Source organism: Allochromatium tepidum (assembly GCF_018409545.1).
GTDB lineage: Bacteria > Pseudomonadota > Gammaproteobacteria > Chromatiales > Chromatiaceae > Thermochromatium > Thermochromatium tepidum_A.
This window is the reverse complement of sequence record NZ_AP024563.1, coordinates 2,239,211-2,265,832: the sequence shown is the minus strand read 5'-3', so window position 1 is coordinate 2,265,832 and position 26,622 is coordinate 2,239,211. Positions and strand designations below refer to the sequence as shown.

The 26,622-nt window shown below is 62.4% G+C and carries 17 protein-coding genes; 8 read left to right on the top strand and 9 right to left on the bottom strand.

Annotated features, from left to right (window positions below; all coding sequences use genetic code 11):
- Positions 1-66: 66 nt before the first annotated feature.
- Complete coding sequence (locus Atep_RS16935; protein WP_213378550.1) at positions 67-2,181, bottom strand: flagellin N-terminal helical domain-containing protein; 2,115 nt, start codon at positions 2,179-2,181, stop codon at positions 67-69.
- A 252-nt stretch (positions 2,182-2,433) separates the two neighbouring features.
- Between Atep_RS16935 and Atep_RS10895 the strand changes: the two genes are divergently transcribed.
- A complete protein-coding gene (locus Atep_RS10895; RefSeq protein WP_213378549.1) occupies positions 2,434-4,767 on the top strand; it encodes a tetratricopeptide repeat protein in 2,334 nt (777 codons plus the stop codon).
- On the opposite strand, the gene Atep_RS10890 is transcribed toward Atep_RS10895, so the two are convergent.
- Positions 4,730-5,224, bottom strand: a complete 495-nt coding sequence (locus tag Atep_RS10890) for a hypothetical protein (RefSeq protein WP_213378548.1) — start codon at positions 5,222-5,224, stop codon at positions 4,730-4,732. The genes Atep_RS10895 and Atep_RS10890 overlap by 38 nt on opposite strands.
- Positions 5,225-5,301: 77 nt before the next feature.
- Positions 5,302-6,525 (bottom strand): RNA-guided endonuclease InsQ/TnpB family protein, encoded by a 1,224-nt coding sequence (locus Atep_RS10885; protein WP_213378547.1) that lies wholly within the window; start codon positions 6,523-6,525, stop codon positions 5,302-5,304.
- A 21-nt stretch (positions 6,526-6,546) separates the two neighbouring features.
- Between Atep_RS10885 and tnpA the strand changes: the two genes are divergently transcribed.
- Positions 6,547-6,960 (top strand): IS200/IS605 family transposase, encoded by a 414-nt coding sequence (gene tnpA / locus Atep_RS10880; protein WP_213378546.1) that lies wholly within the window; start codon positions 6,547-6,549, stop codon positions 6,958-6,960.
- Positions 6,961-7,044: 84 nt separating this feature from the next.
- On the opposite strand, the gene Atep_RS16930 is transcribed toward tnpA, so the two are convergent.
- Together Atep_RS16930 and Atep_RS10870 are read right to left on the bottom strand one after the other, a co-directional pair.
- Positions 7,045-9,072 (bottom strand): O-linked N-acetylglucosamine transferase, SPINDLY family protein, encoded by a 2,028-nt coding sequence (locus Atep_RS16930; RefSeq protein WP_213378545.1) that lies wholly within the window; start codon positions 9,070-9,072, stop codon positions 7,045-7,047.
- The gene (locus tag Atep_RS10870) at positions 9,060-10,283 is read right to left on the bottom strand and encodes an RNA-guided endonuclease InsQ/TnpB family protein (RefSeq protein ID WP_213378544.1); all 1,224 of its coding nucleotides are present in this window, start codon (positions 10,281-10,283) and stop codon (positions 9,060-9,062) included. The genes Atep_RS16930 and Atep_RS10870 overlap by 13 nt, the downstream gene beginning before the upstream one ends.
- 415 nt (positions 10,284-10,698) lie before the next feature.
- On the opposite strand from Atep_RS10870, the gene Atep_RS10865 reads away from it, so the two are divergent.
- The 6 genes from Atep_RS10865 (at position 10,699) to Atep_RS10840 (ending at position 22,687) form a co-directional block, all read left to right on the top strand.
- The gene (locus tag Atep_RS10865) at positions 10,699-11,568 is read left to right on the top strand and encodes a BrxR family transcriptional regulator (RefSeq protein ID WP_236786146.1); all 870 of its coding nucleotides are present in this window, start codon (positions 10,699-10,701) and stop codon (positions 11,566-11,568) included.
- 173 nt (positions 11,569-11,741) lie between these two features.
- Positions 11,742-15,278, top strand: coding sequence for a helicase-related protein (locus tag Atep_RS10860; RefSeq protein ID WP_236786144.1), 3,537 nt, complete (start codon positions 11,742-11,744; stop codon positions 15,276-15,278).
- A 115-nt stretch (positions 15,279-15,393) separates the two neighbouring features.
- On the top strand, positions 15,394-18,285 hold the full coding sequence (locus tag Atep_RS10855; RefSeq protein WP_213378542.1) for a DUF1156 domain-containing protein: 2,892 nt from the start codon (positions 15,394-15,396) through the stop codon (positions 18,283-18,285).
- Positions 18,286-18,295: 10 nt separating this feature from the next.
- Positions 18,296-19,342, top strand: coding sequence for an AAA family ATPase (locus Atep_RS10850; RefSeq protein WP_213378541.1), 1,047 nt, complete (start codon positions 18,296-18,298; stop codon positions 19,340-19,342).
- Positions 19,343-19,344: 2 nt separating this feature from the next.
- On the top strand, positions 19,345-19,842 hold the full coding sequence (locus Atep_RS10845) for a hypothetical protein (protein ID WP_213378540.1): 498 nt from the start codon (positions 19,345-19,347) through the stop codon (positions 19,840-19,842).
- Positions 19,843-19,855: 13 nt separating this feature from the next.
- Positions 19,856-22,687 carry an ATP-binding protein gene (locus Atep_RS10840; protein ID WP_213378539.1) on the top strand — a complete coding sequence of 944 codons (2,832 nt, stop codon included), beginning with the start codon at positions 19,856-19,858 and terminating at the stop codon, positions 22,685-22,687.
- 32 nt (positions 22,688-22,719) lie between these two features.
- Here Atep_RS10840 and Atep_RS10835 read toward each other — a convergent pair whose 3' ends face one another.
- From Atep_RS10835 to Atep_RS10820, 4 genes are all read right to left on the bottom strand, one after another.
- Positions 22,720-23,175, bottom strand: a complete 456-nt coding sequence (locus Atep_RS10835; protein ID WP_213378538.1) for a hydrogenase maturation protease — start codon at positions 23,173-23,175, stop codon at positions 22,720-22,722.
- A gap of 82 nt (positions 23,176-23,257) precedes the next feature.
- A complete protein-coding gene (locus Atep_RS10830; protein ID WP_213378537.1) occupies positions 23,258-24,421 on the bottom strand; it encodes an RNA-guided endonuclease InsQ/TnpB family protein in 1,164 nt (387 codons plus the stop codon).
- Positions 24,399-25,052, bottom strand: coding sequence for an IS607 family transposase (locus Atep_RS10825; RefSeq protein WP_213378536.1), 654 nt, complete (start codon positions 25,050-25,052; stop codon positions 24,399-24,401). The genes Atep_RS10830 and Atep_RS10825 overlap by 23 nt, the downstream gene beginning before the upstream one ends.
- Positions 25,053-25,167: 115 nt before the next feature.
- Positions 25,168-26,592 (bottom strand): Ni/Fe hydrogenase subunit alpha, encoded by a 1,425-nt coding sequence (locus Atep_RS10820; RefSeq protein ID WP_213378535.1) that lies wholly within the window; start codon positions 26,590-26,592, stop codon positions 25,168-25,170.
- Positions 26,593-26,622 lie beyond the last annotated feature (30 nt).

Sequence of the window (26,622 nt, the reverse complement as noted above, 5' to 3'; positions counted from 1 at the left end):
CCTGGTTCGCGCGGGCGGTCTCCGTCTGGAGCGCCGCCCGCATCCGTCACTTAACTTGCCATGAGTTTAGCGCAGGAGTGACAGTACCTGCTGGGGTTGCGAGTTGGCCTGGGCGAGCATCGCCTGGCTGGCCTGTGTCAACACCTGCGAGCGCGAGAGCCTCGAGGTTTCGAGCGCGAAGTCCGCATCCTCGATGCGCGAGCGCGAGGCCGAGGCGTTCTGCGAGATGCTGGTCAGGTTGTTGATGGTGAAGTCCAGCCGGTTGTTGACCGCACCCAGGTCGGAGCGGACGTTGTTGACCTTCTCCAGGGCGTTGTCGATGGCGACGATGGCCTTGTTGGCGCCCTCGATCGTGGAGATGTCGATGTTCTTGAGCGACTGACCCTTCTCGCCGCCGCCATACTTACCGACCGTGAAGCCCGAGTTGGAGAGATCGGCGTTGGTGCCGCGGGTGATGACGATCTCCTTGTCGGAGACCAGCGTGAATTCACCGACATAGGTTCCCGCACCTGAGTTGAAGCCGGCGTTCGCTCCATTGGTGATGTTCGCTACGATGTTGCGCCCATCCTCGGCGATGAGTTGGACGCCGCCGCCGGAAGTACTGCCATCCTCACCGGTATCGATCGCTTTCACCCCTGTTTGCTTGGAAATGGCATTGATGGCGTTGACCAGCGACTGACGATTGAGGCTGTTGTTCTCCGCACCTGCAACTGTCGTAAAGCCGGTGATCGCTACACCATTGATTGAGCCGGATACAGCAGCACTTGCAGTGGCCTGAGCCGTCGCGTTCTTCGCGATGTTCCGATTGACTACCGCCGTGACGCCGCTCTTATCCGAAACCGCGTTGAAGGCGGCGGCTTTGGATATGGCGCTGAAGTCATTGCCGGCCGAAGACGCCGTATCGTCGGTGGCATAGGACGGGCCGACCGAGACGCCGTTGACGAAAACATTGCCCGCCGCCATCGCTGTAGTGTTGGTGCCGAGGTTCGAGGACACCTGGACCTTGGAGCCGTTGAAGGTACCTTCGGCAAAGCCGACATCCGAGGCATTGCCGGTCGCGCCCGAGCTGATGGTGATGGGTTTGTTGCCCTCGGAGACCAGGGTCACGGTGCCGGTGGCGATGGCGGTATTCCCGGATGCGCCGGCCAAGCCCAGACCGGTGTTGCCTGCCGTCAAACCGCCTGACGTGTTTTCCAGAACGATATTGCGCCCGTCAGCGGCTACCAGGGTAATGCCGCCATTGTCCGTGCCGGAGTCGATGGCGGTCACTCCGGTTTGGTCGGATTTTAGATTGATATCCCGTACGATCGCCGCACGTGTGGTGGCGGTATCGGTGGTGGTACTCAGATCAATCGTCACGCCATTCAGCGTGATGGATCCTATGGCGGCTGTACTGGAGGCCATGGCGTTGCCGCCGATCCGCGTTTCGCCCACTACGGCCGATACGCCGGTCTGATCGGTCTTGGCATTGATGGCGGCGGCGGTCGAAATGGCGCTTGAAGCCTTGGCTGCTGAGGACGCTGTATCGGACGCTGCGACGGCTGCGTCGATTGCGATGCCGTTGATCACCAGATCGCCGGTACCTAACTGACCGACGGCGGTTGTGGCCAGGGCCGCCGTTGTACCTGTTCCGATGCGTCCCACCGACCCGATGCCGGCGGTCTTTTCGATGCCGAGTGACGAGGAGTCCATGGCGCTGATCCGGACGCTGATGGTCTGATTGGCCTCGGCACCGACTTGTAGCTTGACCTCCTGCGCCGAACCATCGAGCAGATTCATTCCGTTGAAGTTGGTGCTGGTCGAAATGCGATCCAGCTCCTTGATCAACTGCTGGGTCTCGGCGTTGAGCGTGGTGCGGTTGCCGGAGGTGTAGGTGCCGTTCGCCGACTGCACGGCCAGCTCACGCATGCGTTGCAGGATGTTGGACGACTCACTCAGCGCACCCTCGGCAGTCTGCACCAGTGAAATACCATCGTTGGCGTTGCGCACCGACTGATCGAAACCCCGGATCTGCGAGGTGAGGCGGCTGGCGATCGCCGAGCCGGCGGCGTCGTCCTTGGCCGAGTTGATGCGCAGACCACTGCTCAGGCGTTCCATCGACTGCCCCAGGGCGCCCTGGGATTTGGTGAGATTTCGCTGGGCATTCAGCGACATCACGTTGGTGTTGATGACCATTGCCATGACTGTTCTCCTATCTGTGTTGACCCAGGCCGACGGCTGAACACCAGCGCTGCCTTGGTTTTAATCGCTTCGATCCGACTTGGGTATCGGCCAGCCGGATGAAAGCTTGAGCCGATGTGTCGTGCTGACTGTGACGTAGATCACAGGGCGTTGGGCGATACTCCCGCCTCCGGATCCTAGGCCCGAGTGAAGGGAAGGCCGCGATCACGGCTAGAATGCTTCGATTCATTCCTCAAACGTTTTCTCCCAGCCATGCGCAAGAATAACCGACCGCCCGGTTCGCATGTCCCGAACCGTCCTGGAATGCGCCGCGCCGCCGGCGCATCCGGCCCATCCACGACCGAGCAGGACGCTTTGGTGGCGCTGTTCAACGCCGGACGTCTGAGCGAGGGCGAGGCGATGGCGCGCGATTTCACCCGGCGCTATCCCAAAGCCGCCTTCAGCTGGAAGGCGCTGGGAACGCTCCTGCTGGCCTGCGACCGTCAATGCGAGGCGCTGCCCGCGCTGCAACAGGCGCTCAAGCTCAATCCGCGCGACAGCGAATCGCTCAACAGCCTGGGCAAGACGCTTCAGGATCTGGGACAGCTCGATGCCGCCCTGAACATGATCGAGCGCGGTCTGAGTCTGCGCCCGGATTACGTCAGCGCACTCATCAATCGCGGCAATGTCCTGGTGCAACTCGGACGGGCCGACGAGGCGCTGGTCTGTCTCGACCGAGCGTTGGCGTTGAGGCCGGACTCGGCCAGTGCTCACAATGATCGCGGTCATGCACTCAAGGCGCTCGGACGTCTGGAGGCGGCGCTCGCGGCCTATGCGCGCGCCATCGAACTCAAACCGGATTTCGCCGAAGCACATCACAACCTGGGATCGGTGCTGCGCGACCTGGGGCGCTTCGAGGAGTCGCTGGCACACTATGGCCGCGCCCTGGACCTGAAACCCGACTGGCCCCTGGCCAAGAGCCAGTATGCGCACTGTCTCAAGCGGCTGACTTTCACGCAGGATCGCCCCGAGATTCGCGCACGGCTGGTTCAGGCGTTGCGCGAATCCTGGTGTCGTCCGCATGAACTCATGGTTACCTGCGTCAGTTTCATCCGCCTGAATCCGCTCATCGCGTCCGCCCTTGCCCGTCTCAACGGTGGTGAGACGCTGACGGCGGCGGATCTGTTCGGCACGACCGGATTGGTCAGGTTGGCCGACGATGACGTGCTGATGGGTCTGCTGGAAGCCTGCCCGATTGCAGATACCGATTTGGAGCGGCTGTTGACCCAGGTTCGGCGCGCGCTGCTGGAGGCGGTGGCACTGAACGGGGCGATGCGGCTGTTCGACGCAACGGCGCGGCGTCTGCCGGCAGCGCTGGCGCGGCAATGCCATCTCAATGATTACGTCTGGGCGGAGAGCGATCCGGAAACGGCGCGCATCGAGGCGCTGCATGGAGCGTTGTCGACGGCGCTACGCCAACAGGCGCCGATCGCGGAGCCGTATCTGCTCACGCTGGCGTCCTATCGACCGCTGCTGACGCTGCCGGAGCCGGCCGGGTTGCTGGAGCACGACTGGTCCGAGCCGGTCATGCAGGTGCTGATCGAACAGGTGCGCGAGCCGCTGCTGGAGGCGGAATATCGCCGCTCGATGCCGCGTCTGACTGCAATCGCCGATTCCGTTTCGGTCGAGGTGCGGGCGCAATACGAGGAGCATCCCTATCCGCGCTGGACGCGGGCTGGGATCGTTCCCTCGGCCCCGACCATCGCCGCCTATGTTCGCCAACAATTCCCCAACGCACATCTTCATCCACCAGTCCGGCAGGATGGCCGGGTTTCGATCCTGGTGGCCGGTTGCGGCACGGGGCTGCATTCGCTCGACGTTGCCCGACGCTACCCCGAGGCGCAAATCCTAGCTGTCGATCTGTCTTTGGCTAGTCTCGCCTACGCGAAACGCAAGACGCACGAGCTGGGCGTGACCAACGTCCGTTATGCTCAGGCCGACATTCTGCGATTGGACAAGCTCGAAGAGTCTTTCGATCTGATCGAGTCGGTGGGCGTGCTGCATCATCTGCAAGACCCCATCGCCGGTTGGAAGGCGTTACTTGCGCATCTGCGTCCCGACGGTTTCATGTCGATCGGGCTTTATAGCGAATGGGCGCGCCGTGACATAGTCAGGGTGCGCGAGCAGATTGCGCGCGAGAACCGACAACCGACCGCCACAGAAATACGCGCGTTTCGGCAGCAACTGCTCCGGCAGCACGATGAGTCCGATGATGCGCCTCTGACCCGAAGCGCCGATTTCTATAGCCTCAGCGGGTGCCGCGATCTGCTGTTCCATGTCAGCGAACAGCGTTTCACGCTGCCGCAACTGGCCGACGTGCTGCACGAGCTGGAACTGAGTCTGGTGGGATTCATCCTCGATCAGCGAGTCATGGCGCGCTATGCCGAGCGTTTTCCGGATGATCCGTCTGCGACCAATCTGGAGCATTGGCACCGGTTCGAACAGGCACACCCCAAGACCTTTGCCGGGATGTATCAGTTCTGGGTGCGAAAAGCAGCGACGTCGTCGCCTATGCAGTGCGGTCGGCAGTCTCCAGGGCGGTCATGACTCCCGACTGAATCCACTGACCTAGATCGCTATCGAAAACCTGTTTTTGGTCAAAGTCGGCAAGCGGCGCGATAAAGGGTCTGTTGACGTGAAGCTCCAGTTCATCAGGCAGTGGCTCGGCGAGCCAGGGCATGATATCGAGCATCTGCTCGATCGCCTGTATCACGGCTTGCGGTTCGCCAAGTTCGGAGTGAATGCGGATGAGAGCCAGGCTGGTGCCGATATGCCGATCGCCCCTAGCGGCTAAAGCCTGAAAGCGTTCGCGACTAGTCAGGAGCCAGTTCCGGCGTTCTTCGTCGGTCAGGGTCTCATCCTGAGAGGCTAGATAGGCGTCGAGCGCCTGCTCGTAGTCATTCCAGTAGGCATCTCGTTCGCGATCGGCAATCTGCCATCCGATCAGCAGCGGCTGGGCATAGGGGTAGGCGGCAAGTTGGGTCGGCCAGCGGCGTTGGTTCATGATTTAAGCTCTCGTGCGAGTGGATGAGGATTCGTTGACATCCTCCCCGGCCTGAAGGCCGGAGATTCCTACGGCGCTCAGGCGCGGCAGCGAGCCGCCGCCCCCGAGTCGCTTCGGTGGGTTCCTGCTGCCGGCGGCCTTACCGCACCGCTCGCTTCACAGGCTAACCGGGCGTGTCCCGCCCTTAGAACGTTGATCGCGCCGACCACATCGGCGTTTTCCTCGAAACCGCATTCCACGCACTCGAACCGGGCTTGTGTCCGGCGATTCTCCGCCGACATATAGCCGCAACAGGGACAGGTGCGGCTCGTGTTCTGCGGTGGTACGGCAATGAGATGGCCGCCGCTCCACGCCAACTTGTAGTCCAGTTGACGGCGAAACTCGAACCAACCCTGATCGAGGATGGACTTGTTCAGGCCGGATTTGGCCCGAACGTTTCTTCCCGGCGCCTCTGCTGTGCCTGCCGCCGACTTCGACATATTCCTCACCTGCAAGTCCTCGATACACACCATCGCGTGGTTTTGGCTGATCGCGGTCGAGGTCTTATGCAGGAAGTCGCGGCGGGCATTGCCGATGCGGGAATGAATCTTCCGGACGCGGGCTTTGGCCTTTTCCCAGTTGCGGCTGAACTTGACCTTGCGGCTCATCGCCTGCTGCGCACGGCGCAAGCGCGTTTCATGCCGCTTGAAGCTATTGAGCGGGGCGTAGACCGTCCCGTCGCTCAAGGTGGCGAAGCGGACGATGCCCAGGTCGATCCCGACGGCCGTGCCCTGATGAACCGGGATCTCGGCTTCGCGCTCGGTCTGGATCGACACGAACCACTTGCCGCCGGACTGGCTGACGGTGACGTTCTTCACCGTGCCGAGCACCTCGCGGCTGTTGCGGTAGCGCAGCCGGCCCAGCTTGGGCAGAAACAGGCGGCTGTTCGCTTGGTCGAGCTTGATCTGTTTCGGGTCGGGATAGCGGAAGCTGTCCGACCGGCCTTTCTTCTTGAAGCGTGGGAAGCCGGCTCGCTTGGCGAAGAAGTTGGCGTAGGCACGCTCCAGATCCTTGAGAGCCTGCTGCAAGGGATGGACAGGCGCATCGGAGAGCCACACCGTTTCCGTGCTGTTGCGCCACTCGGTAAGCAGCTTGCACAACCCGGCATAGCCGAGCCTCGATTCGCCTTGCTCGTAACGCGCCTTCTGCAACGCCAGCGCCCGGTTGTAGACGAAGCGGCACGCCCCCGCGAAGCGGCGCAGGTTGCGCGCTTGGTCGCCGTTGGGCTTCAACTCAAATCTGAAGGCTTGGAAGCGTTGCATGTCTTAAGTATACTTTGGTCTATGAGCGATGACAACGATATTAGACACGGACGGCACTGCGTTTTTGCAATGCACGTTCACTTGGTCTTTGTGACGAAGTATCGCCGCAAAGTCTTCGACGGCGACGCCATCAACCGGCTGCGCGCCATCTTCACCAAGACCTGCGCCGGCTTCGAGGCCCGTTTGGTCGAGATGGACGGCGAGGACGATCATGTGCATCTGCTGGTCGAGTATCCGCCCAAGGTGGCCGTCTCCAACCTCGTGAACAGTCTCAAAGGCGTGTCCAGCCGCTTGCTGCGCAAGGAGCGGCCCGACATCCGGAAACGCTACTGGAAGGGCGCGCTGTGGTCGCCCTCTTACTTCGCTTCAAGCTGTAGCGGCGCGCCGATCGCCATCGTGCGCCAATACATCGAACAGCAGCGGACGCCGAACTAAGCTGAAACCGCGACGACAGCGGGTGCTATCCATCCCCGCCCTGAACGGCGGGGCTTTTCGCGCAAGACGGGTAATCGGTAAGCATCAGGTTGCCGGTTCCGTCTTGCACCAGAGTTGCCACATCTGCCGATAGGCCTGCTCGACACGTCGGACGAATCCGGCCTCGTCGCGCCAGGGGCCGGCCTCGAAGTCGGCGCGCAAGCGCGAACGCAGAGCGGCCAGCTGCTCCAGGTCACTCGCCAGCGCCACGGCCTTGTCGACATACTCGGCTTCACTGGCGGCGATCCATTCCGGATGTCCCGCGCCGGTGAGTACGCTACTGCCGGAACGACCGACGCTCGGGCGCGCGGCCAGGGTGATGAAGGGCACGCCCATGTAGAGCGACTCGACCAGTGTGGCGCCCGAGTTGTGCGGGAAGCAGTCCAGTCCGATGTCCATGGCGCGCAGGACGTCCCAGGGCGGGCTGTGATAGCCGATGCTCAGCCGTGTGGGTTCGATGCCATGCGCGGCGAAGCGCTCGGCCAGCTGCTGTTGCACGGTTTCGGTCGCAAAATCCTTGCTGTCGATGATCAGCCGCGCTGTCGGTAGTCGCCTGAGAATCTCCGACCAGACCCGGATGACATGATGATTGAGGCGCACATGGCGCGTCAGCGTGCCGAAGGTCACAGTGCCGTGAGTGAGTGCGGGCAGGGGGCCGGCCTCGCCCATGTCGGATACGGGGCGATAGACGCCGATCGGCGCGTCCAGACGCCAGAGACGCTCGGCAAACAGCGGCTCACAGCCCGCAGGCGCCATGATCGTATCGGTGAGGAAGTAATCGATCGCACTCAGCCCGGTGGTATAGCCATAGCCCATCCAGGTCACGGAGACCGGGGCCGGGCGGCGGGCAAATACGCCCAGTCGGTTGCCGGCGGTATGTCCGGCCAGATCGATCAGGATGTCGATGCCGTCGGCACGGATGCGCTCGGCCAGGGCATCATCGCTCAGTCCATGCGTCGGAACCCAGCGGTCGACCAGCCCGCGATAGAGTGCCGTGAGTCGGTCTTCCCGGGTCAGTTCGGCATAGGCGGTGATCTCGAATGACTGGTGATCGTGATGCGCCAGTACGGGTTCGAGAAAATGGCTGATGGAGTGACAGCGAAAATCCGGTGAGACGTAGCCGATACGCAAGCGTCGATCGGGGTCTCGGTCACTGGCCGGCGGTGGCCGACGGGGGCGATGCGGCGCGCCGAAGCGCCGGTCGAACTCCTGGTAGGCGCTGAAGATCTGTTCGGCACTCTGATCCGGATGGTAGTTCAGTGTAAAGAGGAGTTTGCTATGAATCGACGTATCATCCGGCCTGATCGTCAATGCTTGGCGGTAAACTTCCAATGCCTCGTCAAGGCGTCCTAGATGCTGTAAAGCATTACCGAGATTCGACAGAATTTCGGGATATCCGGGTTGTAGACGAGCCGCGCGTTTTTGACACTCTAAGGCCTCATGCAGTTGCCCGAGACTCAGCAGCAGGTTGCCCAGATTGGTGAGTGCTTCGGGTTGAGAAGGATTTATGGCTAAAGCGCGCCGATAACAGTCCAATGCTTCCTGCGTACACCCTAGGTCACGGAGCAGTGAACCCAGATTATTGAGCGATTTGAGATGGAGTGGATTGATGCTCAACGCGTGCTCGAAATAAAATCGCGCCTCATCAAGACGCCCCAATCTCTGAAGCAGCTTGGCCAGATTGTAGAATGCAGCCACGAAACCAGGCGCTTGGCGAGCAGCACGCGCATAAAAGACACCCGCCTCCTCCGGTCGGCCTCCATCCTCGAGCGCAGTGCCGAGTATATTTAGACATTCGGCGTCTTCCGGCGAGAGCATCAGGGCTGTTTCCAAAACTGAAATAGCTTCCTGATGACGCTGGGTAGTCGTCAGGATCGCCCCTAATATCTTCCAGCCAAAGACGTCATGCGGATAATCTTCAGTCCAGAGACGTGCCTTGGTTTCCGCATCCGCATGCCGACCCTGCTCAAACAGCGCCAATAGGTCGTCTCCTTCATCTTTGGATGCCTTTCGGTGCTTGACATCCTCCCCAGCCTGAAGGCCGGAGATTCCTACGGCGCTCAGGCGCGGCATTGAGCCACCCCCGAGTCGCTTCGGTGGGTTCCTGCGGCCGGCGGCCTTACCGCACCGCTCGCTTCACAGGCTAACCGGGCGTGTCCCGCCCTTAGAACGTTGATCGCGCCGACCACATCGGCGTTTTCCTCGAAACCGCATTCCACGCACTCGAACCGGGCTTGTGTTCGGCGATTCTCCGCCGACATATAGCCGCAACAGGGACAGGTGCGGCTCGTGTTCTGCGGTGGTACGGCAATGAGATGGCCGCCGCTCCACGCCAACTTGTAGTCCAGTTGACGGCGAAACTCGAACCAACCCTGATCGAGGATGGACTTGTTCAGGCCGGATTTGGCCCGAACGTTTCTTCCCGGCGCCTCTGCTGTGCCTGCCGCCGACTTCGACATATTCCTCACCTGCAAGTCCTCGATACACACCATCGCGTGGTTTTGGCTGATCGTGGTGGAGCACTTGTGCAGGTAGTCGCGGCGGGCATTGCCGATGCGGGAATGAATCTTCCGGACGCGGGCTTTGGCCTTCTTCCAGTTGTTGCTGAACTTGACCTTGCGGCTCATCGCCTGCTGCGCACGGCGCAAGCGCGTTTCATGCCGCTTGAAGCTGTTGAGCGGCGCATAGAACGTGCCGTCTGACAGCGTGGCAAAGCGTGCCACACCCATATCGATGCCGACCGCGCCGCCTTTCGGCAACGGTTGTTCAACCTCACGCTCAGTCTGGATCGACACGAACCATTTGCCGCAAGACCGGCTGACGGTGACGTTCTTCACCGTGCCGAGCACCTCGCGGCTGTTGCGGTAGCGCAGCCGGCCGAGTTTGGGTAGGAACAGGCGGCTGTTGGCTTGGTCGAGCTTGATCTGTTTCGGGTCGGGATAGCGGAAGCTGTCCGACCGGCCTTTCTTCTTGAAGCGCGGGAAGTCGGCCCGCTTGGCGAAAAAGTTGCTGTAGGCCCGCTCCAAATCCTTGAGCGCCTGTTGCAAGGGATGGACGGGTGCATCGGAGAGCCACACCGTTTCCGCGCCGTTGCGCCACTCGGTCAGTAGCTTGCACAACCCGGCATAGCCGAGCCTCGATTCGCCTTGCTCGTAACGCGCCTTCTGCAACGCCGGCGCCTTGTTGAATACAAAGCGGCATGAACCGGCAAAGCGGCGCATTTGCCGCGCTTGCCGGCCGTTGGGCCGCAGTTCGTACTTGTAGGCTTGAAGTCGTCTTTTCATAGTTTAATCATACTCTTGGTCTATGAGCGATGGCAAAGAGATTAGGCATGGACGGCACTGCGTTTTTGTCGCACAAAGCAAAAACCAAGGACGGCTACGCCGTCCGCGCTATCCTTCCCCCGCCCTGAACGGCGGGGCTTTTCGCGCAAGACGGGTAACCCAGCGCCCTTGAGGGCGGCCATCTATACGAAGCGGCCACGCCCGCCTTCCCGAGAGAACGCCAACCGTCTCGTGACCGAGCCTCGCCGCCGAGGCCGGCCAGCCGAGCCGCCCACCTCGCCCGACCAAATCATCATCATTATGCAACATACATTAGGATTATCTTAATTCTTATTGACGTTCGATCTGAGTACCGTGATACTCACCATCAAGCCATCGAACCAGTGCAACCATGTCCAGCGACCGACTCCCGGAGATGACTCAAGCGCAACGCGACCGGCTCGCGTTCGTCGATCTGCGCCTGCGGTTCGTTGGCGAGATCCGCCGCCGGGATCTGGTCGCCCGCTTCGACATCCAGGCGGCAGCCGCCACGCGCGACATCGCGCAGTACAAGGAGCTGGCGCCGCGCAACATGGAGTACGACACCAAGAGCAAGGTCTACGTCCGCGGCTCCTGGTTCCGGCCGCTGTTCGACTTTCCCGCCGAGCGTGTCCTGACCTGGTTGTCCGAGGGTTACGGCGACGGCGAGCCGATCCGCCGGAAGGGCATCGTCCCGCATGAAGGCACCGCCCTGCCGGGCCGGCTCGACCTGGAGATGCTCTCCGTCCTGACGCGGGCGATCCATCGCAACGCGGCGGTCGAGGTCTCCTACCGCGCGCTGTCGAGCGGGCTGACCACCCGGGAGATCGTGCCCTTCGCCCTCGCCGACAACGGCCAATGCCGGCACGTGCGCGCTTTCGATCGCCGCAGCGGCGAGTTCCGGGACTTCGTCCTGGCGCGCCTGGCCGACGCCAAGATGCTGCCCGGCCCGGTCAACGAGCACGAGTTGCCCGCACAGGACATCCAGTGGAACCGGATTACCGAGCTTGAGCTGGTGCCGCACCCGGCCAACGTCCAGCACCCCGACACCATCGAAGCCGAGTACGGCATGGAGAACGGCGTGCTCAAAGTCCGGGCCCGTGCTGCGATGGCGGGCTACCTGCTGCGCCGCTGGAACGTCGACTGCACCGAAGACCACAGTCTCAAGGGCGGCGAGTACCACCTCTGGCTTCGCAATCGCCAGGCCTTGTACGGCGTGACGAACCTGATCCTGGCGCCGGGCTACGAGGGTCGCGGCGAGGAGTGATGACGCACATGGTCTGCATCGCCCTCAACCCCTACGCCCAAAAGGGAGCCCCACCATGGCTAAGCCCCCGCCAACCACGGCAAGCGATGGACGTCTGAAGATGTCAAGCAGATCGAGCAACTCGCCAAGGAGAACACACCCACGCGCGTCATCGGCCTGACAAGGGGCGCACCGTGCTGAAGCTCGAACAGATCCGGAAGAACGCCGCCGTCTCGGGCCTGGAGCCCGGGCAGGTGGTGCGCATCGTCACGACCGAGCCGGTGGGCGACAACGCGCTCACCGTCTACTACAAGACCGCCGACGGCAAGCTGCTGGAGCGGATGCTGTTCCGCACGGACGAGGCCAAGCTCTCTCTTGCCGAGGCCGGTCGTCCGTGGGCCTTCGATGCGCCGGGCGAGGCGTTCAAGCTCGCCGCCGAAGCCTACCGAATCAATCTGGCCCACCTGTTCGACCCGATGATGGCGGTGCACACGTCGAACGTGGAGCCGCTACCGCACCAGATCACCGCGGTCTACGAGTCGATGCTGCCGCGCCAGCCGCTGCGCTATGTGCTGGCAGACGACCCCGGCGCGGGCAAGACCATCATGGCCGGCCTGTTCATCCGCGAGCTGCTGATGCGCGCCGATGCCAAGCGCGTCCTGATCGTCGCGCCCGGCAGCCTGGTCGAGCAGTGGCAGGACGAGATGTTCGAGAAATTCGGACTGACGTTTTCTCTGTTCTCGCGCGAGCAGGTTGAGCAGTCGCGTAGCGGCAATCCGTTTGATGACTTCGACCTGCTGATCGCCCGGCTGGACCAACTGGCACGCGCCGAAGACCTGCAGGAGAAGCTGCGCCTCTCGCACTGGGACCTGGTGGTCGTCGACGAAGCGCACAAGCTCTCGGCCAACTACTTCGGCAACAAGGTTAACAAGACCAAGCGCTTCCAGCTTGGCGAACTGCTGGGCTCGATCACGCGGCACTTTCTGTTGATGACAGCCACGCCGCACAACGGCAAGGAAGAAGACTTCCAGCTGTTCATGTCGCTGCTGGACGCCGACCGCTTCTACGGCAAGTTCCGCGACGGCACGCACAAGGTCGACGTCAGCGATCTGATGCGCCGCATGGTCAAGGAAGACCTGCTCAAGTTCGACGGCACCCCGCTGTTCCCCGAGCGCCGGGCCTACACCGTCAACTACAAGCTGTCCGACCTCGAAGCTGCGCTCTACGCCGCCGTCACCGAATACGTCAAAGAGCAGTTCAACAAGGCCGACCAGTTGGCCGACGGTGGGCGCAAGGGCACGGTGGGTTTCGCGCTGACCTCGCTACAGCGCCGGCTCGCCTCCAGCCCTGAAGCCATCTACCAGTCGCTCAAGCGCCGCCGCAACAAGCTCAAGCGCAGGGTCGAAGAAGAGAAGCTGGGTCAGCGCGGCAGGTCGCCGGCCGAGACGCTGGCCGGCACCGGCATCAACGGCGCGCCCGAAGACATCTGGGAGTCGGCCGACGCGCTATCGCCCGACGACTACGAGAACTTCGAGGAAGCCGTGGTCGACCAGGCCACCGCCGCGCAGACCATCCAGGAGCTCGAGGCCGAGATCATCATCCTCGAAGGTCTGGAAGAACAGGCGCGCCAGGTCGTCCACTCCGGTCAGGACCGCAAGTGGGACGAGCTCTCCCGCCTGCTGCAAGACACGCCCGAGATGCACGACGAGGTGGGCCGCCGGCGCAAGCTGATCATCTTCACCGAGCACCGCGACACGCTGAACTACCTGGCCACCAAGATCCGCGGCCTGATCGGCAGCGAAGAAGCCGTGGTGATGATCCACGGCGGCGTCAAGCGTGAAGAGCGCCGTAAGGTGCAGGAGCTGTTCCGCAACGATCCTGCCGTGCGCGTGCTGGTCGCGACCGACGCGGCGGGCGAAGGCGTCAACCTGCAAAACGCCAACCTGATGGTCAACTATGACCTGCCTTGGAACCCCAACCGCCTGGAGCAGCGCTTCGGCCGCATCCACCGTATCGGCCAGACCGAGGTCTGCCACCTCTGGAACATGGTGGCAAACGAGACCCGCGAGGGTGACGTGTTTCAGCGCCTGTTCGAGAAGCTGGAAATCGAGCGCGCCGCCCTGGGCGGCCGCGTGTTCGACATCCTCGGCGAAGTCTTCGAGGACAAGCCCCTCAAAGACCTCCTGATCGAAGCCATCCGCTACGGCGCAGACCCGGAAGTTCGCGCCAGGCTACACCGCAAGGTCGAGGGTGCGCTCGATACCCGGCACCTCGAAACCATCATCAAGCGCAACGCCCTGTGCGAAGAAGTGATGGACGAGAAGCGCCTCTTCGCGGTGAAGGAAGAAATGGAAAAGGCCGAAGCCCGCAAGCTCCAGCCCTACTTCATCCGTTCCTTCTTCAGCCAGGCGTTCCGGCAACTTGGCGGCGAACTGCGTCCTCGCGAGCCGGGCCGCTACGAGATCACCCACGTCCCGGCCAATATCCGTGAGCGTGACCGCCAGATCACCGGTCGGGATCGCCGCAACCTTGACCCCGTACTGCGCAAATACGAGCGCGTGTGCTTCGAAAAGCAGTACGTGCGCCTCACCGACCGCGTCGGTGCGCCGATGGCCGGCCTGCTGCACCCCGGGCACCCGCTGATGCAGTCGGTGACCGACCTGGTGCTCGAAGCCCACCGCAACAAACTCAAGCAGGGCGCCGTGCTGGTGGACCCGACCGACATGGGGCTGACGCCGAAGGTGCTGTTCATCATCGACCACTCGGTGAAGGAAGGGGCCGACCCGACTCGGGTGGTCTCACGCCGTATGCAATTTGTCGAGATCGACCCGCAGGGCACAGCGATCAATGCCGGCTGGGCCCCTCACCTCGACCTCGAACCCATCAGCCAAGCCGACGTGAGCCTGATCGAAGATGTGCCGGCCGCGCCGTGGATCACGCAGAACCTTGAGCAGCAAGCATTGGCGCATGCCTCCACACACCTTGTGCCGGAGCACTTCGAGGAGGTGCGTACCCGGCGCGAAAAGCATGTGGACAAAACGCTGGCGGCTGTGCACGAGCGCTTGGTCAAGGAGATCAACTTCTGGTCCGACCGCTACATCAAGCTGCAGGAAGACATCGCCGCCGGCAAGGATGTGCGCCTGACCTTGGAGAACGTGCGCCGCACCATCGATGACCTGACGGCACGCCGGGAATCACGCGAGAAGGAATTGCTGGCCATGCGCCATGTGATCTCGGCGACCCCGGTCGTCGTCGGCGGCGCATTGGTGATCCCGGCGGGCCTGCTGGCGCAGCGCAAGGGGCAGCCGGGGTGGACGGCGGATGCCGACGCCCGCGCCCGCATCGAGCGCATCGCCATGCAGGCCGTCATGAATGCCGAACGTGCCCTGGGCCATGAGGTCATCGATGTCTCGGCGCAGAAGTGCGGCTGGGACGTGACCAGCCTGCCGAAGGCGGTCGACGGCAAGTTGCCGGCCTCGCGCCATATCGAGGTGAAGGGCCGCGCCAAGGGACAAAGCACGATCACCGTGACCCGCAACGAGATTCTTTACGGCCTCAACCAGCAGGACAAATTCATCCTGGCCATCGTCTTGGTGGACGGCGACCGGCACGAGGGGCCGTTTTACGTGACCAAGCCCTTCACGCAAGAACCGGACTGGGCGGTGACCAGCATCAATCTGGATCTGGACGCGCTGCTCGCACGGGCGGTGAGTGCGGAGGCCACGCGGTGATGCGCATCGCACCCCACAAAAAGAGACGCCTCCGCGAGGGAGGCGTCGGGCCGGAGATGCGATCTCCGGCGGGGCTAATGGGCCGCATTATGTCACTGGCAGTAAGGAATCCATCATGACCCCCATCAAATCCCCGAAAAAACTCATCGAAGTCGCGCTGCCGCTCGATTCGATAAATACCGCGTGTGCATACGAAAAAATGCCTGGTATCGGTGCTCATCCACGAGGCATTCACCTGTGGTGGGCGCGTCGCCCCTTGGCGGCGGCGCGGGCGGTGATCTTTGCGCAGATGGTCAACGACCCCGGCTATCAGCAGGGCGGCGGCTTCAAATTTGGGGTGAACAGGGAAAAGGCCGCGATCGAACGCGAGCGGCTGTTCAAGATCATCGAAGCGCTGGTGCTGTGGGAAAACACCAACAACGAAGCGGTGCTCGAACAAGCCCGTGCCGAAATCCGGCGCTCATGGCGTGAGACCTGCGAACTCAACCAACACCACCCGCAGGCCGCCGAGCTCTTCAACCCCGACAAGCTGCCGGGTTTCCATGACCCCTTCGCGGGCGGCGGCGCGCTCCCCTTGGAAGCCCAGCGCCTGGGGCTGGAAAGCTACGCCTCCGACCTCAACCCGGTGGCGGTGACCATCAACAAGGCGATGATCGAAATCCCGCCGCGCTTTGCCGGCCGCCCACCCGTCGGCCCGCATCTGCCGGGTGAGAAGCAGACCAAGCTGCACGAAGACTGGCGCGGTGCCAAAGGGCTGGCCGAAGATGTGCGCCGCTACGGCGCCTGGATGCGCGACGAGGCGCAAAAGCGGATCGGCCACCTCTACCCGCCGATCGAAATCACCCCCGAGATGGCCAAGAACCGCCCAGACCTCAAGCCGCTCATCGGGCACAAGCTCACCGTGATCGCGTGGCTCTGGGCACGCACCGTCAAAAGCCCCAACCCGGCGTTCAGCCATGTCGACGTGCCGCTGGCCTCGACCTTTGTCCTTTCCAGCAAAGCAGGCAAGGAGGCTTACGTACAGCCGGTGGTCGAAGGCGACCGCTACCGCTTCGAGGTGCGCGTGGGCAAGCCGCCGGAGGGGGCGAAGAACGGCAACAAACTGGCGCGTGGGGCGAATTTTCGCTGCCTGCTGTCCGATACGCCGATTGAACCCGCTTACATCAAGGCCGAAGGCATGGCCGGGCGCATGGGTGCGCGATTGATGGCCATCGTCGCGGAAGGACCGCGCGGTCGCGTGTACCTTGCACCGACGCCGGAGCACGAAGCTGCGGCACGGCAGGCGATGCCGACTTGGCGCCCTGATACCGATATTCCGCCTGACAGACGGTCAATGTTTACACCGTTATATGGTTTGACCAAATTCGCCGACCTCTTCACCCCCCGCCAACTGGTGGCGCTGACCACCTTTTCCGATCTGGTGATTGAGGCGATTGCCAAGGTCAAAGCCGATGCGCTGGCCGCGGGCATTCCCGACGACGGCCGCGGGCTGGATGCCGGCGGCACCGGCGCCACCGCCTACGCAGAGGCGGTGGGGGTGTATTTGGCGTTTGCAGTCGATCGTTGCGCAGATTTCTCAAATTCCTGCACGCGTTGGGTAGCGGGTAACCAGAAGGTAATGAACTTATATGGCAAGCAGGCCATCGCCATGACTTGGGATTACCCGGAGGCGGCAATCCTAAGCGATGTGGTAGGAGGCTTTAGGCCTGCTACAGAGTTTATTGCAGATTGCATTTTGAAGTTGCCACTTCGAGCATTTCCTGGATTTGTCTCTCAGCAGGATGCTGCGTCGAGTGACACAGCTGCTCACAAGGTGGTCTCAACGGATCCGCCGTATTACGACAACATCGGCTACGCTGATCTGTCGGATTTCTTCTATGTCTGGCTCCGCAAGAGCCTGAAGCCCATCTTCCCCGGCCTCTACGCCACGCTGGCTGTACCCAAAGCCGAAGAGCTGGTCGCCACGCCCTACCGTCATGGCAGCAAAGAAGCTGCCGAGCAGTTCTTCCTCGACGGCATGACGCAGGCGCTCAAAAACCTCGCCGAGCAGGCCCATCCCGCCTTTCCGGTGACGATCTACTACGCCTTCAAGCAGAGCGAGACCCAGGACGACACCGGTACCCACAGCACCGGCTGGGAGACCTTTCTGGACGCCGTCTTGCAAGCCGGCTTTGCCATCACCGGCACCTGGCCGATGCGGAGCGAACAGTCCGATCGCTTGATTGGGAAAGGCACCAATGCGCTGGCCTCCAGCATCGTGCTCGTCTGCCGCAAGCGCGCGCCCGATGCCCCCACGGTGAGCCGTCGCGAATTTTTGCGTGAACTCAACGCAGCCTTGCCCGAAGCGCTTCTGGACATGACCCGCGGCGGTGTCAATTCGCCGGTCGCACCGGTGGACTTGAGCCAAGCGATCATCGGCCCGGGCATGGCGATCTTCTCCCAATACGCCGCGGTGCTCGAGGCCGACGGCACGCCCATGCGGGTGCGCACCGCCTTGCAGCTCATCAACCGCTTTTTGGCCGAGGACGATTTCGACCCCGACACGCAGTTTTGCCTGCACTGGTTCGAGCAACAGGGCTGGGCCACCGGCAAGTTTGGCGAGGCCGATGTGCTCGCCCGCGCCAAGGGGACCAGCGTCGAGGGCTTGACGGAGGCCGGCGTGGTCGCCGCGGGGCGCGGCGAGCTGCGCCTGCTCAAATGGGCCGAGATGCCCGCCGACTGGTCGCCCGAAACCGACGCCCGCACGCCGGTATGGGAGGCCCTGCATCAACTGATCCGCGCCCTCAATCGGGACGGCGAGTCGGCAGCCGGCGCGCTGCTCGCGCGCATGCCCGCCCGCGCCGAACCCATGCGCGCCCTGGCTTATCGCCTCTATACCCTGTGCGAGCGCAAGGGCTGGGCCGAAGAAGCGCGGGCCTACAACGAATTGATCGCCGCGTGGTCGGGCATTGAACAAGCATCGGCGGATGCGGGCATCAAAGGCTCGCAGGCGCAACTGGATATTTGAGGAGGATGAGATGCTCACGTCAACGACGTTTCAAAGCTTCACCACGGTACCGAACGACGTCTGGCAGTTTGCCAAGGGGTTAAACGTCATCGTCGGCGAGAACGGGGTCGGCAAGTCTCATGTACTCAAAGCCTTGTACGCCATGCTAAAGGTGCAGGCAACGCGCCCTGAGGACCTAACAAAGGTGCTCTTGGAGCGGGCCTACGCGGACAAGCTGGTGCGCGTGATGCGCCCCGAGTCTCTCGGCCGGCTCGTCAAGCGCAAGCAGGGTCGGGACCGTTGCGAGATCCGGCTGAGCATGAAGTCCGAAAAGGCCAGCAGCGCGATCGGATTTGCCAGCAACGCCAAGTCGCAAGTGGACGTGATGCGGCTTCCAAAAGAGGCGCTAGAGCGATCGCCGGTCTATCTGCCCACCAGAGAACTGATCACCTTGTGTCCTTGGTTTCTGGCCTTTTACGACAACTACCACCTGGAATTTGAGGAGACCTGGCGAGACACAGTCTCGCTGCTGGGCGCTCCTTCATTGAAGGGGGCGCGTGAACAGCGTGCCGCGCAACTACTCCAACCATTGGAGGAAGCGCTCGGTGGCAAGGTTGAGATGGATGCCAAGAGCGGCCGCTTCTACCTGCGGATGTCTGGTGAAGGGCGGATGGAAATGCCGCTGGTGGCCGAAGGCCTGCGGAAGTTTGCGATGCTGGCGCGATTGATCAGCACAGGCTCGCTGTTGGACAAGGGCTATCTGTTTTGGGACGAGCCTGAAACCAACCTGAATCCCAAGCTCGTCAGAATCGTCGCGCGCAGCATCATCCATCTCGCGGCGCAGGGCATCCAGGTCTTCGTAGCCACCCATAGCCTGTTCTTGTTGCGCGAGTTCGAGATCGAACTGGATGCTCGTTCCAAGCAACAAAAGGTCGTGCCAACACGCTTCTTCGGCTTGCACACAAGCGACGATGGCGTGCAAATGGTACAAGCCGATACTTTGCACGAGATTGGAGCAATCGCCGCACTTGAGGAAAGTCTCAGTCAGTCTGACCGCTACATGGCGTTGGGGGACTGAAGATGACGATTGCTGTCCAAGTCGAAAAGCTCACATTCATCTTTCCAACCGGTTGGCTGGCGAGCAAGTACGACGACTGGTCGTTCTATCGCGAACAGTTCAGCCGCCAATTCAACGGTATCCAGGCGGTCGATCTACTGGCGCGAGGACCGGACGCTACGGTTTACCTCATCGAGGTCAAAGACTACCGCCACCCGGATGCGGAAAAGCCTTCGCAGCTTCCGCAAGCCATTGCGAACAAGGTGCTGATGACGCTGGCGGCCCTGCTGCCGGCCAAGCTGAACGGCAACGATCCTGGCGAGCGCACGATTGCCGGAGAGGTGCTGAAGGGCAGGAAGTTGCGGGTGATCGCGCATATCGAGCTTCCGAAGGCCCATCAGCCCGTCGTCGATCCAGCCGACCTGAAGCAGAAGCTGGCACAGCTGCTACGTGCCGTAGACGCACACCCAAAGGTCGTCTCAAAGGACAACATGCATCGCCTGGGTTGGACCGTCACATAAAGAGGAAACCACCATGACTTTGAAACCCTGGCGCGAAATCGCCGTCCCGCATGAAGACGTGCTCAAGGGCACCTTCCAGCAAGCCGAGTTCGCCGCCGACCTGTCGCGCGTCCACGAAGGCACGGCAACGCCCGAATATCAGAACCCGGCGCTGTTCTTCCAGCGCACCTTCATCACCGAAGGCATGCGCCTGCTGCTCGACTCCGTGGTCAAGCGCTTGTCCGGCAAGGGTGGCGATCCGGTGATTCAGTTGCAGACGGCGTTCGGCGGCGGCAAGACGCACACGATGCTGGCGGTCTATCACCTTGCCAAGGGGGATGCACCGGCCTGCGATCTGCCGGGCGTTCCCGTCATTCTGGATGCAGCCGGTGTGACCGAACTGCCCCGTGCGCGGGTGGCCGTGCTGGACGGCATCAAGTCTTCGCCCAACCAGCCGGTGGTGCGCGATGGCCAGATCATCCGCACCCTGTGGGGCGACATGGCCTGGCAGCTGGGCAAGGCTGAGGGCTACGCGCTGGTGGCCGACGCCGATGCGTCCGGCACCTCCCCGGGCAAGGCGGTGCTGGAGACGCTGCTGCGTCGTTACGCACCCTGCGTGATCCTGATCGACGAGCTGGTGGCCTATGTGCGCCAGTTCGAGGAAGGCAAAACGCTCACCGGCGGCAGCTTCGACTCCAACCTGAGTTTTATCCAGGCGCTGACCGAGGCGCTGAAGGCGGTGCCGACGGCGGTGCTGCTGGCCGCGTTGCCGGAATCGGACAAGGAAGCCGGCAGCCAACGCGGCGTCAAGGCGCTGGAGGCGCTGGCGCATTACTTCGGCCGCGTGCAGGCGCTGTGGAAGCCGGTGGCCACCGAGGAGGCGTTCGAGATCGTCCGTCGCCGTCTGTTCTCCAGCATCAACGACAAGCCGGCCGCGGAAACGGTGTGCCGGGCCTTTGCCGACTACTACACGGCGAACAGCGAGGACTTCCCGCGCGAGACGCAGGAGGGCCGCTACTTCGACCGGCTGATACATGCCTACCCGATCCATCCTGAGGTGTTCGACCGTCTGTATGAGGACTGGTCATCGCTCGACAACTTCCAGCGCACCCGTGGTGTGCTGAAGCTGATGGCCAAGGTGATCCATCGCCTGTGGAAGGACAACGACAAAGACCCGCTGATCATGCCGGGCAGCCTTCCACTGCAGGATGCGGACACCCGCAACGAGGTGATCTACTACCTGCCGCCGGGTTGGGATCCGGTCGTCGAGCGTGATGTGGATGGCGAGCGTGCCGAAACCACCGACATCGAGAACCGTGATCCCCGTCTGGGTAGCGTGCAAGCCTGTCGCCGCGCGGCGCGGGCGATCTTCCTCGGCAGCGCGCCGAGCACGGCGAACCAGATGGTGCGCGGCATCGAACTGGAGCGCGTCGCCTTGGGCGCGGCGCAGCCGGGGCAACCGGTGGGTATCTACAAGGATGCGTTGCGTCGCCTGGGTGACCGTCTCCACTACCTGAACAGCGGCAACAACCGCTTCTGGTTCGATACCCGTCCGAACTTGCGCCGGGAGATGGAAGAGCGCAAGCGCCGCTTCCAAGACAAGGAGGACGTCTTCCCCACCATCCGCGACCGCGTGCAGAAAACCATCGCCGGCGGCGTGTTCGGCGGCATCCACATCTTCACGGCCGGCAGCGATGTTCCGGACGACTGGCAGTTGCGCCTCGTGGTGCTGCCGCCCGATGCCGCGTTCACCCACAGTGGCCGGTGTCTCGCCATCGAGCGCGCGACCGAGATTCTGAAGCACCGTGGCGACCAGCCGCGCTTCAAGCAGAACCGTCTGATCTTCCTCGCCGCCGACTACGACAGCGTGAGCCGCCTCAAGGATCAGGTGCGCTCGAAGCTGGCATGGCAGTCGATCGTGAACGACATCAAGGAGTTGAAGCTCAACCTCGACCAGTTCCAGTCGCGGCAGGCCGGCAAGAGCCTGGAGGACGCCAATGAGGCCCTGCGACGGATGATCCGTGAAACCTACAAGTGGCTGCTCGCCCCGATGCAGGAGGCCCGCCCCGGCAAGGGATTGTCTGAAATCCAGTGGGAGCACTTCCAGGTCAATCCGGGAGCGCCGAACCTGTCGCAGGAGATCGAGCGCGTGCTGAAGGAAAACGAGCTCCTGATCACCGAGTGGGCTCCGATCCACCTGGCCACGGTGCTCAAGAATTGGTTCTGGAAGGACGACGTCAAGGAAGCCAATGCGCTCAATGTGTGGCAGCAGACTTGCCGGCAACTCTACCTGCCGCGCCTGAAGGACGACACGGTTTTTCAGAGGACGATGGCCGCGGGCGCCGAGAGCCGCGACTTCTTCGGCTTCGCGCAGGGCAAGGAGGATGGCCGGTACGTCGGGTTCAGCTACGGCAAGCGCACGTCGCCGATCATGGACTCGTCGCTGCTGCTGATCGAACCGGTGACCGCCGCAGGCTACGCTGAAGCCCAGCGCGCCGCTGACGAGGCAGCGCGACCAATGCCGACAGAGGCTGTACCCGGTACAACCGGCACCAGCGGAGCACCACCGAGAGTCGAAGACACTTCCAAGCCAACTTATCCGGCAGGCGGCACAGCTTCCCAGTCGGTCAAAAAGAGGTTCTACGGCAGTATCGAACTTGACCCGATCCTGGCGAAAAAGCAGTTCGCCGACCTGGTCGACGAGGTCGTGATGCAGTTCACATCACGGCCGGGGGTCAAGGTCAAGATCGCCATCGAGATCCAGGCCGAAGCATCCACTGGCTTCGATGATGGGCTGCAGCGCGTGGTGAAGGAGAACTGCAACGTGCTGAAGTTCAAGAACGCTGAGTTCGAGACCGGCGAATAGGGGGCTGTTGTGGGGATCATTGACAAGACCACCTACCGCCTGACCTGGCCCCAAACCCGCTCGACCTGCTCCAACAACCGTTCGAGCGCGGCCTCGGCGACCGGACTCAGTTGGCAATGGGCATAATCGAAGCAGGCCCCCATCACGGTGATCAAATAGGCTTCCGGCGCCTGTCCATACAACCGCCGGCACCAGGCCAGCAACTCGCGCGGATCGAGAAAATGCGCCATCGTCGAGTGTGCATCCACATCGGGTTCGAGACGATGCACCTGAACCGTGCCCGGCTCGCCACCAGCCGCCGCATCGAGAAAGATCGCCCGCTCGCGCCCCACCAGCTCAGTGACCAGTTCAGCCGTCAGCACATGACGCGCAATGGCTTCAACGCCGACCGGCAAGCCACGCTCGACCAGCCGCTCGACCGCCAGCGGACCAATGGCGTCATCGCCCCGGATCGGGCTGCCGTAGCCGATGATGAGTGTTTTGGCCATGTGTTCGCCTGGATTCCGCTCCGAAAAGTCTCAGATAATCTCAACTATCTGTTATTTTCTTCCTGCTTCATCGAGGCTGGTTTCACGCTGCCGAGGCAACGCCAGAGCCGTCCTCTCCACAGGCTGACACGGTAGAGCTTACCGCGTAATTGGCGAGGTTAATCGCCGCATTCAGGTCTCGGTCGATGGTTAGGCCGCATTCGCAGCGCAGGGTCTCGACACCGAGAACGATCTCAGGGTGGTGCCGGCCGCACTGCGAGCAGGTCTTACTGGATGGAAACCAGCGGTCTGCCACCACGACCGTTGCGCCGGTCATGGCCGCCTTGTACTCGATCTTGGTGCGCAGCGAACGAAGGCCCGCATCGCTGACCGAGCGGGCAAGACGCCTGTTCGCGGCCATGCCTTTGACGTTCAGATCTTCAATGCCGATGACATCGAACTGCGTGGTCAGATGGTGACTGAGCTTGTGCAAGGCATCTTCGCGGATGTCAGCCAGGCGCTTGTGCAGTCTGGAGAGCTTGGTTTTCGCTTTCTTCCAGTTCGCACGGCCTTTGCGCTTGCGGGCCAGGGAACGATTGAGTCGGCGCAGACGCCCGTCCAGTCTGCGGTGCGGTTTTGGTCCTGGGATGGATTCGCCCGTGGAGAGCGTCGCCGGCGCCTTCAGGCCGAAATCTACGCCGACCACGCCGGTGGATTCCTGGTGGAGCCGCTCATCGGTCTCGACCAGGATGGAGATGTACCAGCCATCAGCCAGGCGGCTGACCGTGGCGGACTGGATGCAGCCGGGGAAGCGCAATTCCTCGCGCATCCTGATCCAGCCGATGATCGGCAGCTTCACCCGCTTGCCGTCGACCTGCACGGCCGACACGCCTTTCTTGGGTGGGCCGTTGTCCGCGCGGAAAGCGTCGTGGAGGCCTTTCTGCTTGAACTTCGGATAGCCGCAGTCCTTGCCTTTTTTACCCGCCTTCACCTTACGGAAGAAGTTGGAGAACGCCGTTCCAGCGTTCTTGATGGCCTGCTGCGGCGCGTTCTTGGTGACGTCCAGTGCCCACGGGAACTCGACGGGCTTGATGGCGTTGTATTGCTTGCGCAGCGCCGCCTCATTAGGTTTCAGGCCGGCCTCGTACTGCGCCTTCCATTCCGCTAATGCCCAGTTGTAGGCATGGCGGGCGACGCCGCACGCCTTGGCGAAATAGGTCGCCTGTTCCTGGTTGGGGTCGAGCTTAATCTTGTGGGCGCGCCGCATCGTAAATTCCCAGATCTTCGGCCATCATGTCCGCCGAGGCTTGCAGGTCGTGCAGCAGCTTGCGGTGTTTCTTGGAGCGGCTACCGTAGAGCCGAGCGGAAAAGACCGTGATGATTTCCAGAACGTCTTGGGCCAAATCTTCCTCGAAAGACGGCTGATCTCCCTTGTGGATGATGACGATCTCAATGCCCTGAATCTCACACAAGGCAAAGACAAGCTCCGAGCCGAAGCGTAGCAGCCGATCCTTGTGAGTGATGACCAGCCGCCGCATCCGGCGGCGCAGGATCATTTCGAGCAGGCGTTGCAGTCCTTTCTTGCGGTAGTTCATGCCTGAGCCGAGATCCCGGATGACCTCAGTGCGCCAACCTTTCGCGGCGCAGTAGGTTTCCAGCATCTCGTGCTGGCGATCTAAGTCCGCTTTCCGGTCATGGCCCGAAGCGCGGGCGTAGCAGACGGTCGGAGCGTCGGTATCACCGAGGGCGAGCAGGTCCGCTACCGCGTAGTAGCGGGTGCCGCCTTTGGTTTTGCGAGCCGGCAGCAGTTCTCCGGTCTTCTCCCATTTGCGCAAGGTTGCCGGAGTTGATCCGATAAGGGACGCGGCTTCGCCGATCTTGACTAATCTCCGTTCCATAGTGCTAGATTACAGCACATTATTGTAGATTAAAAGTATCTGTTATGAACCCTCTCCCCAACCCCTCTCCCGCGAGGGGAGAGGGACTCAGTCAGGCCGGTTGTCGAGTGGATCTTCATCGCGTCAGCCGGTCGACCACCCGCCCCGCCGCATCCCGCAGCTCGATCGCCAGCGGCATTTGACCGAAGGCGTGCGAGGCACAGGACAGACAGGGATCGTAGCAGCGAATCACCGCCTCGACCCGGTTGAGCATCCCTTCCTCGATCGCGTTGCCGTCGACATAGGCCTCGGCGACCTCGCGGATCGACTGGTTCATGGCCAGATTGTTGTGCCCGGTGGCGATGATGAGATTGAGCCAGGTGATGAGTCCATCGTCGTCGATGCGGTAGTGATGCATGAGCGTCCCGCGCGGCGCCTCGGAGACGCCGATGCCCTCGTAACGGTTGCTGCGGGCACGGGCGCGCACCCGCGTATCCAGGATCGCCGGATCCTTGAGCAGTCGCTCGATCATCTCCAGACCATAGATGATCTCGACCAGACGCGCATAGTGATAGTGGAAACTGCTGACGATGGGGCCGGACTCCTGGAGCATGTGGAACTCGGCCAGCGCCACGTCGGCATAGGGCGTGCCGCACGCCTGGACGTTGTTGAGCCGTGCCAGGGGTCCGACCCGATAGATGCCCTGCGGATAGCCCTGCGGTTTGTAGTAGGGGAACTTCATATAGCTGAAGTCCTCGACCGCCTCGCCGATCAGCCGCCCGTACTCCTCGGGCGGCACCTGATCCTCCAGAATCCGCCCCTGAGCATCCTTGACGCGCAGCACGCCGTCATAGTGCTCCAGGTTGCCCTGGGGCGTGACCAGGCTCAGGAACAGCGTCGGCTGGGTGCCGAAGTGCGCGGCCTCGTCCTTGAACTTGGGCACCAGCGTCTTGTAGAAGGCATAGGTGCGCTTGGCGATCTCCAGCCCCTCGGGCAGCAGCTTGAGCATGGATTCGCGCTTCTCGGCGCTCAGCGGCTCCGACACCCCGCCCGGCACCACCCAGGTCGGATGGATCTTCTTGCCGCCCAGGGTCTCGATGATGGTCTGGCCGATCTGACGCAGGCGGATGCCGTCGCGCGCCAGCTCGGGATTCTGACGCATGACGCCGAAGATATTGCGCGTGGCCGGGTCCGAGTCCCAGCCGAGCAACAGATCCGGCGAGGACAGATGGAAGAACGAGAGCGCATGCGACTGGACGATCTGGGCCAGATTCATGATCCGGCGCAGCTTCTCGCCCGTCGGCGGGATGTCGACCGCGAGCAGATGGTCGCACGCCTTGTTGGAGGCGATGATGTGACTGACCGGACAGATGCCGCAGGTGCGCGCGGTCAGGGCCGGCATCTCGCGATAGGGCCGCCCCTCGCAGAACTTCTCGAAGCCGCGAAACTGGGTGAGATGGAAGCGGGCGTCCTCCAGCCGGCCGTCCTCGCCGAGTTGGAGCGTAATGCGGGCATGGCCCTCGATGCGAGTGACCGGCTCGATGGTGATGGTGCGGCTCATGGCGTGAAATCCCCTCGTGAAGCGGCAAGG

Bases quoted from the DNA above. Each gene is read 5' to 3' on its own strand.
- Atep_RS10885 (WP_213378547.1), bottom strand. From the start codon at position 6,525: ATGCAACGCTTCCAAGCCTTCAGATTTGAGTTGAAGCCCAACGGCGAC.
- Atep_RS10895 (WP_213378549.1), top strand. From the start codon at position 2,434: ATGCGCAAGAATAACCGACCGCCCGGTTCGCATGTCCCGAACCGTCCT.
- Atep_RS16935 (WP_213378550.1), bottom strand. From the start codon at position 2,181: ATGGCAATGGTCATCAACACCAACGTGATGTCGCTGAATGCCCAGCGA.
- Atep_RS10870 (WP_213378544.1), bottom strand. From the start codon at position 10,283: ATGAAAAGACGACTTCAAGCCTACAAGTACGAACTGCGGCCCAACGGC.
- Atep_RS10830 (WP_213378537.1), bottom strand. From the start codon at position 24,421: ATGCGGCGCGCCCACAAGATTAAGCTCGACCCCAACCAGGAACAGGCG.
- Atep_RS10845 (WP_213378540.1), top strand. From the start codon at position 19,345: ATGACGATTGCTGTCCAAGTCGAAAAGCTCACATTCATCTTTCCAACC.
- tnpA (WP_213378546.1), top strand. From the start codon at position 6,547: ATGAGCGATGACAACGATATTAGACACGGACGGCACTGCGTTTTTGCA.
- Atep_RS10850 (WP_213378541.1), top strand. From the start codon at position 18,296: ATGCTCACGTCAACGACGTTTCAAAGCTTCACCACGGTACCGAACGAC.
- Atep_RS10825 (WP_213378536.1), bottom strand. From the start codon at position 25,052: ATGGAACGGAGATTAGTCAAGATCGGCGAAGCCGCGTCCCTTATCGGA.
- Atep_RS10820 (WP_213378535.1), bottom strand. From the start codon at position 26,592: ATGAGCCGCACCATCACCATCGAGCCGGTCACTCGCATCGAGGGCCAT.
- Atep_RS16930 (WP_213378545.1), bottom strand. From the start codon at position 9,072: ATGCCGCGCCTGAGCGCCGTAGGAATCTCCGGCCTTCAGGCTGGGGAG.
- Atep_RS10865 (WP_236786146.1), top strand. From the start codon at position 10,699: ATGACTCAAGCGCAACGCGACCGGCTCGCGTTCGTCGATCTGCGCCTG.
- Atep_RS10890 (WP_213378548.1), bottom strand. From the start codon at position 5,224: ATGAACCAACGCCGCTGGCCGACCCAACTTGCCGCCTACCCCTATGCC.
- Atep_RS10855 (WP_213378542.1), top strand. From the start codon at position 15,394: ATGACCCCCATCAAATCCCCGAAAAAACTCATCGAAGTCGCGCTGCCG.
- Atep_RS10840 (WP_213378539.1), top strand. From the start codon at position 19,856: ATGACTTTGAAACCCTGGCGCGAAATCGCCGTCCCGCATGAAGACGTG.
- Atep_RS10835 (WP_213378538.1), bottom strand. From the start codon at position 23,175: ATGGCCAAAACACTCATCATCGGCTACGGCAGCCCGATCCGGGGCGAT.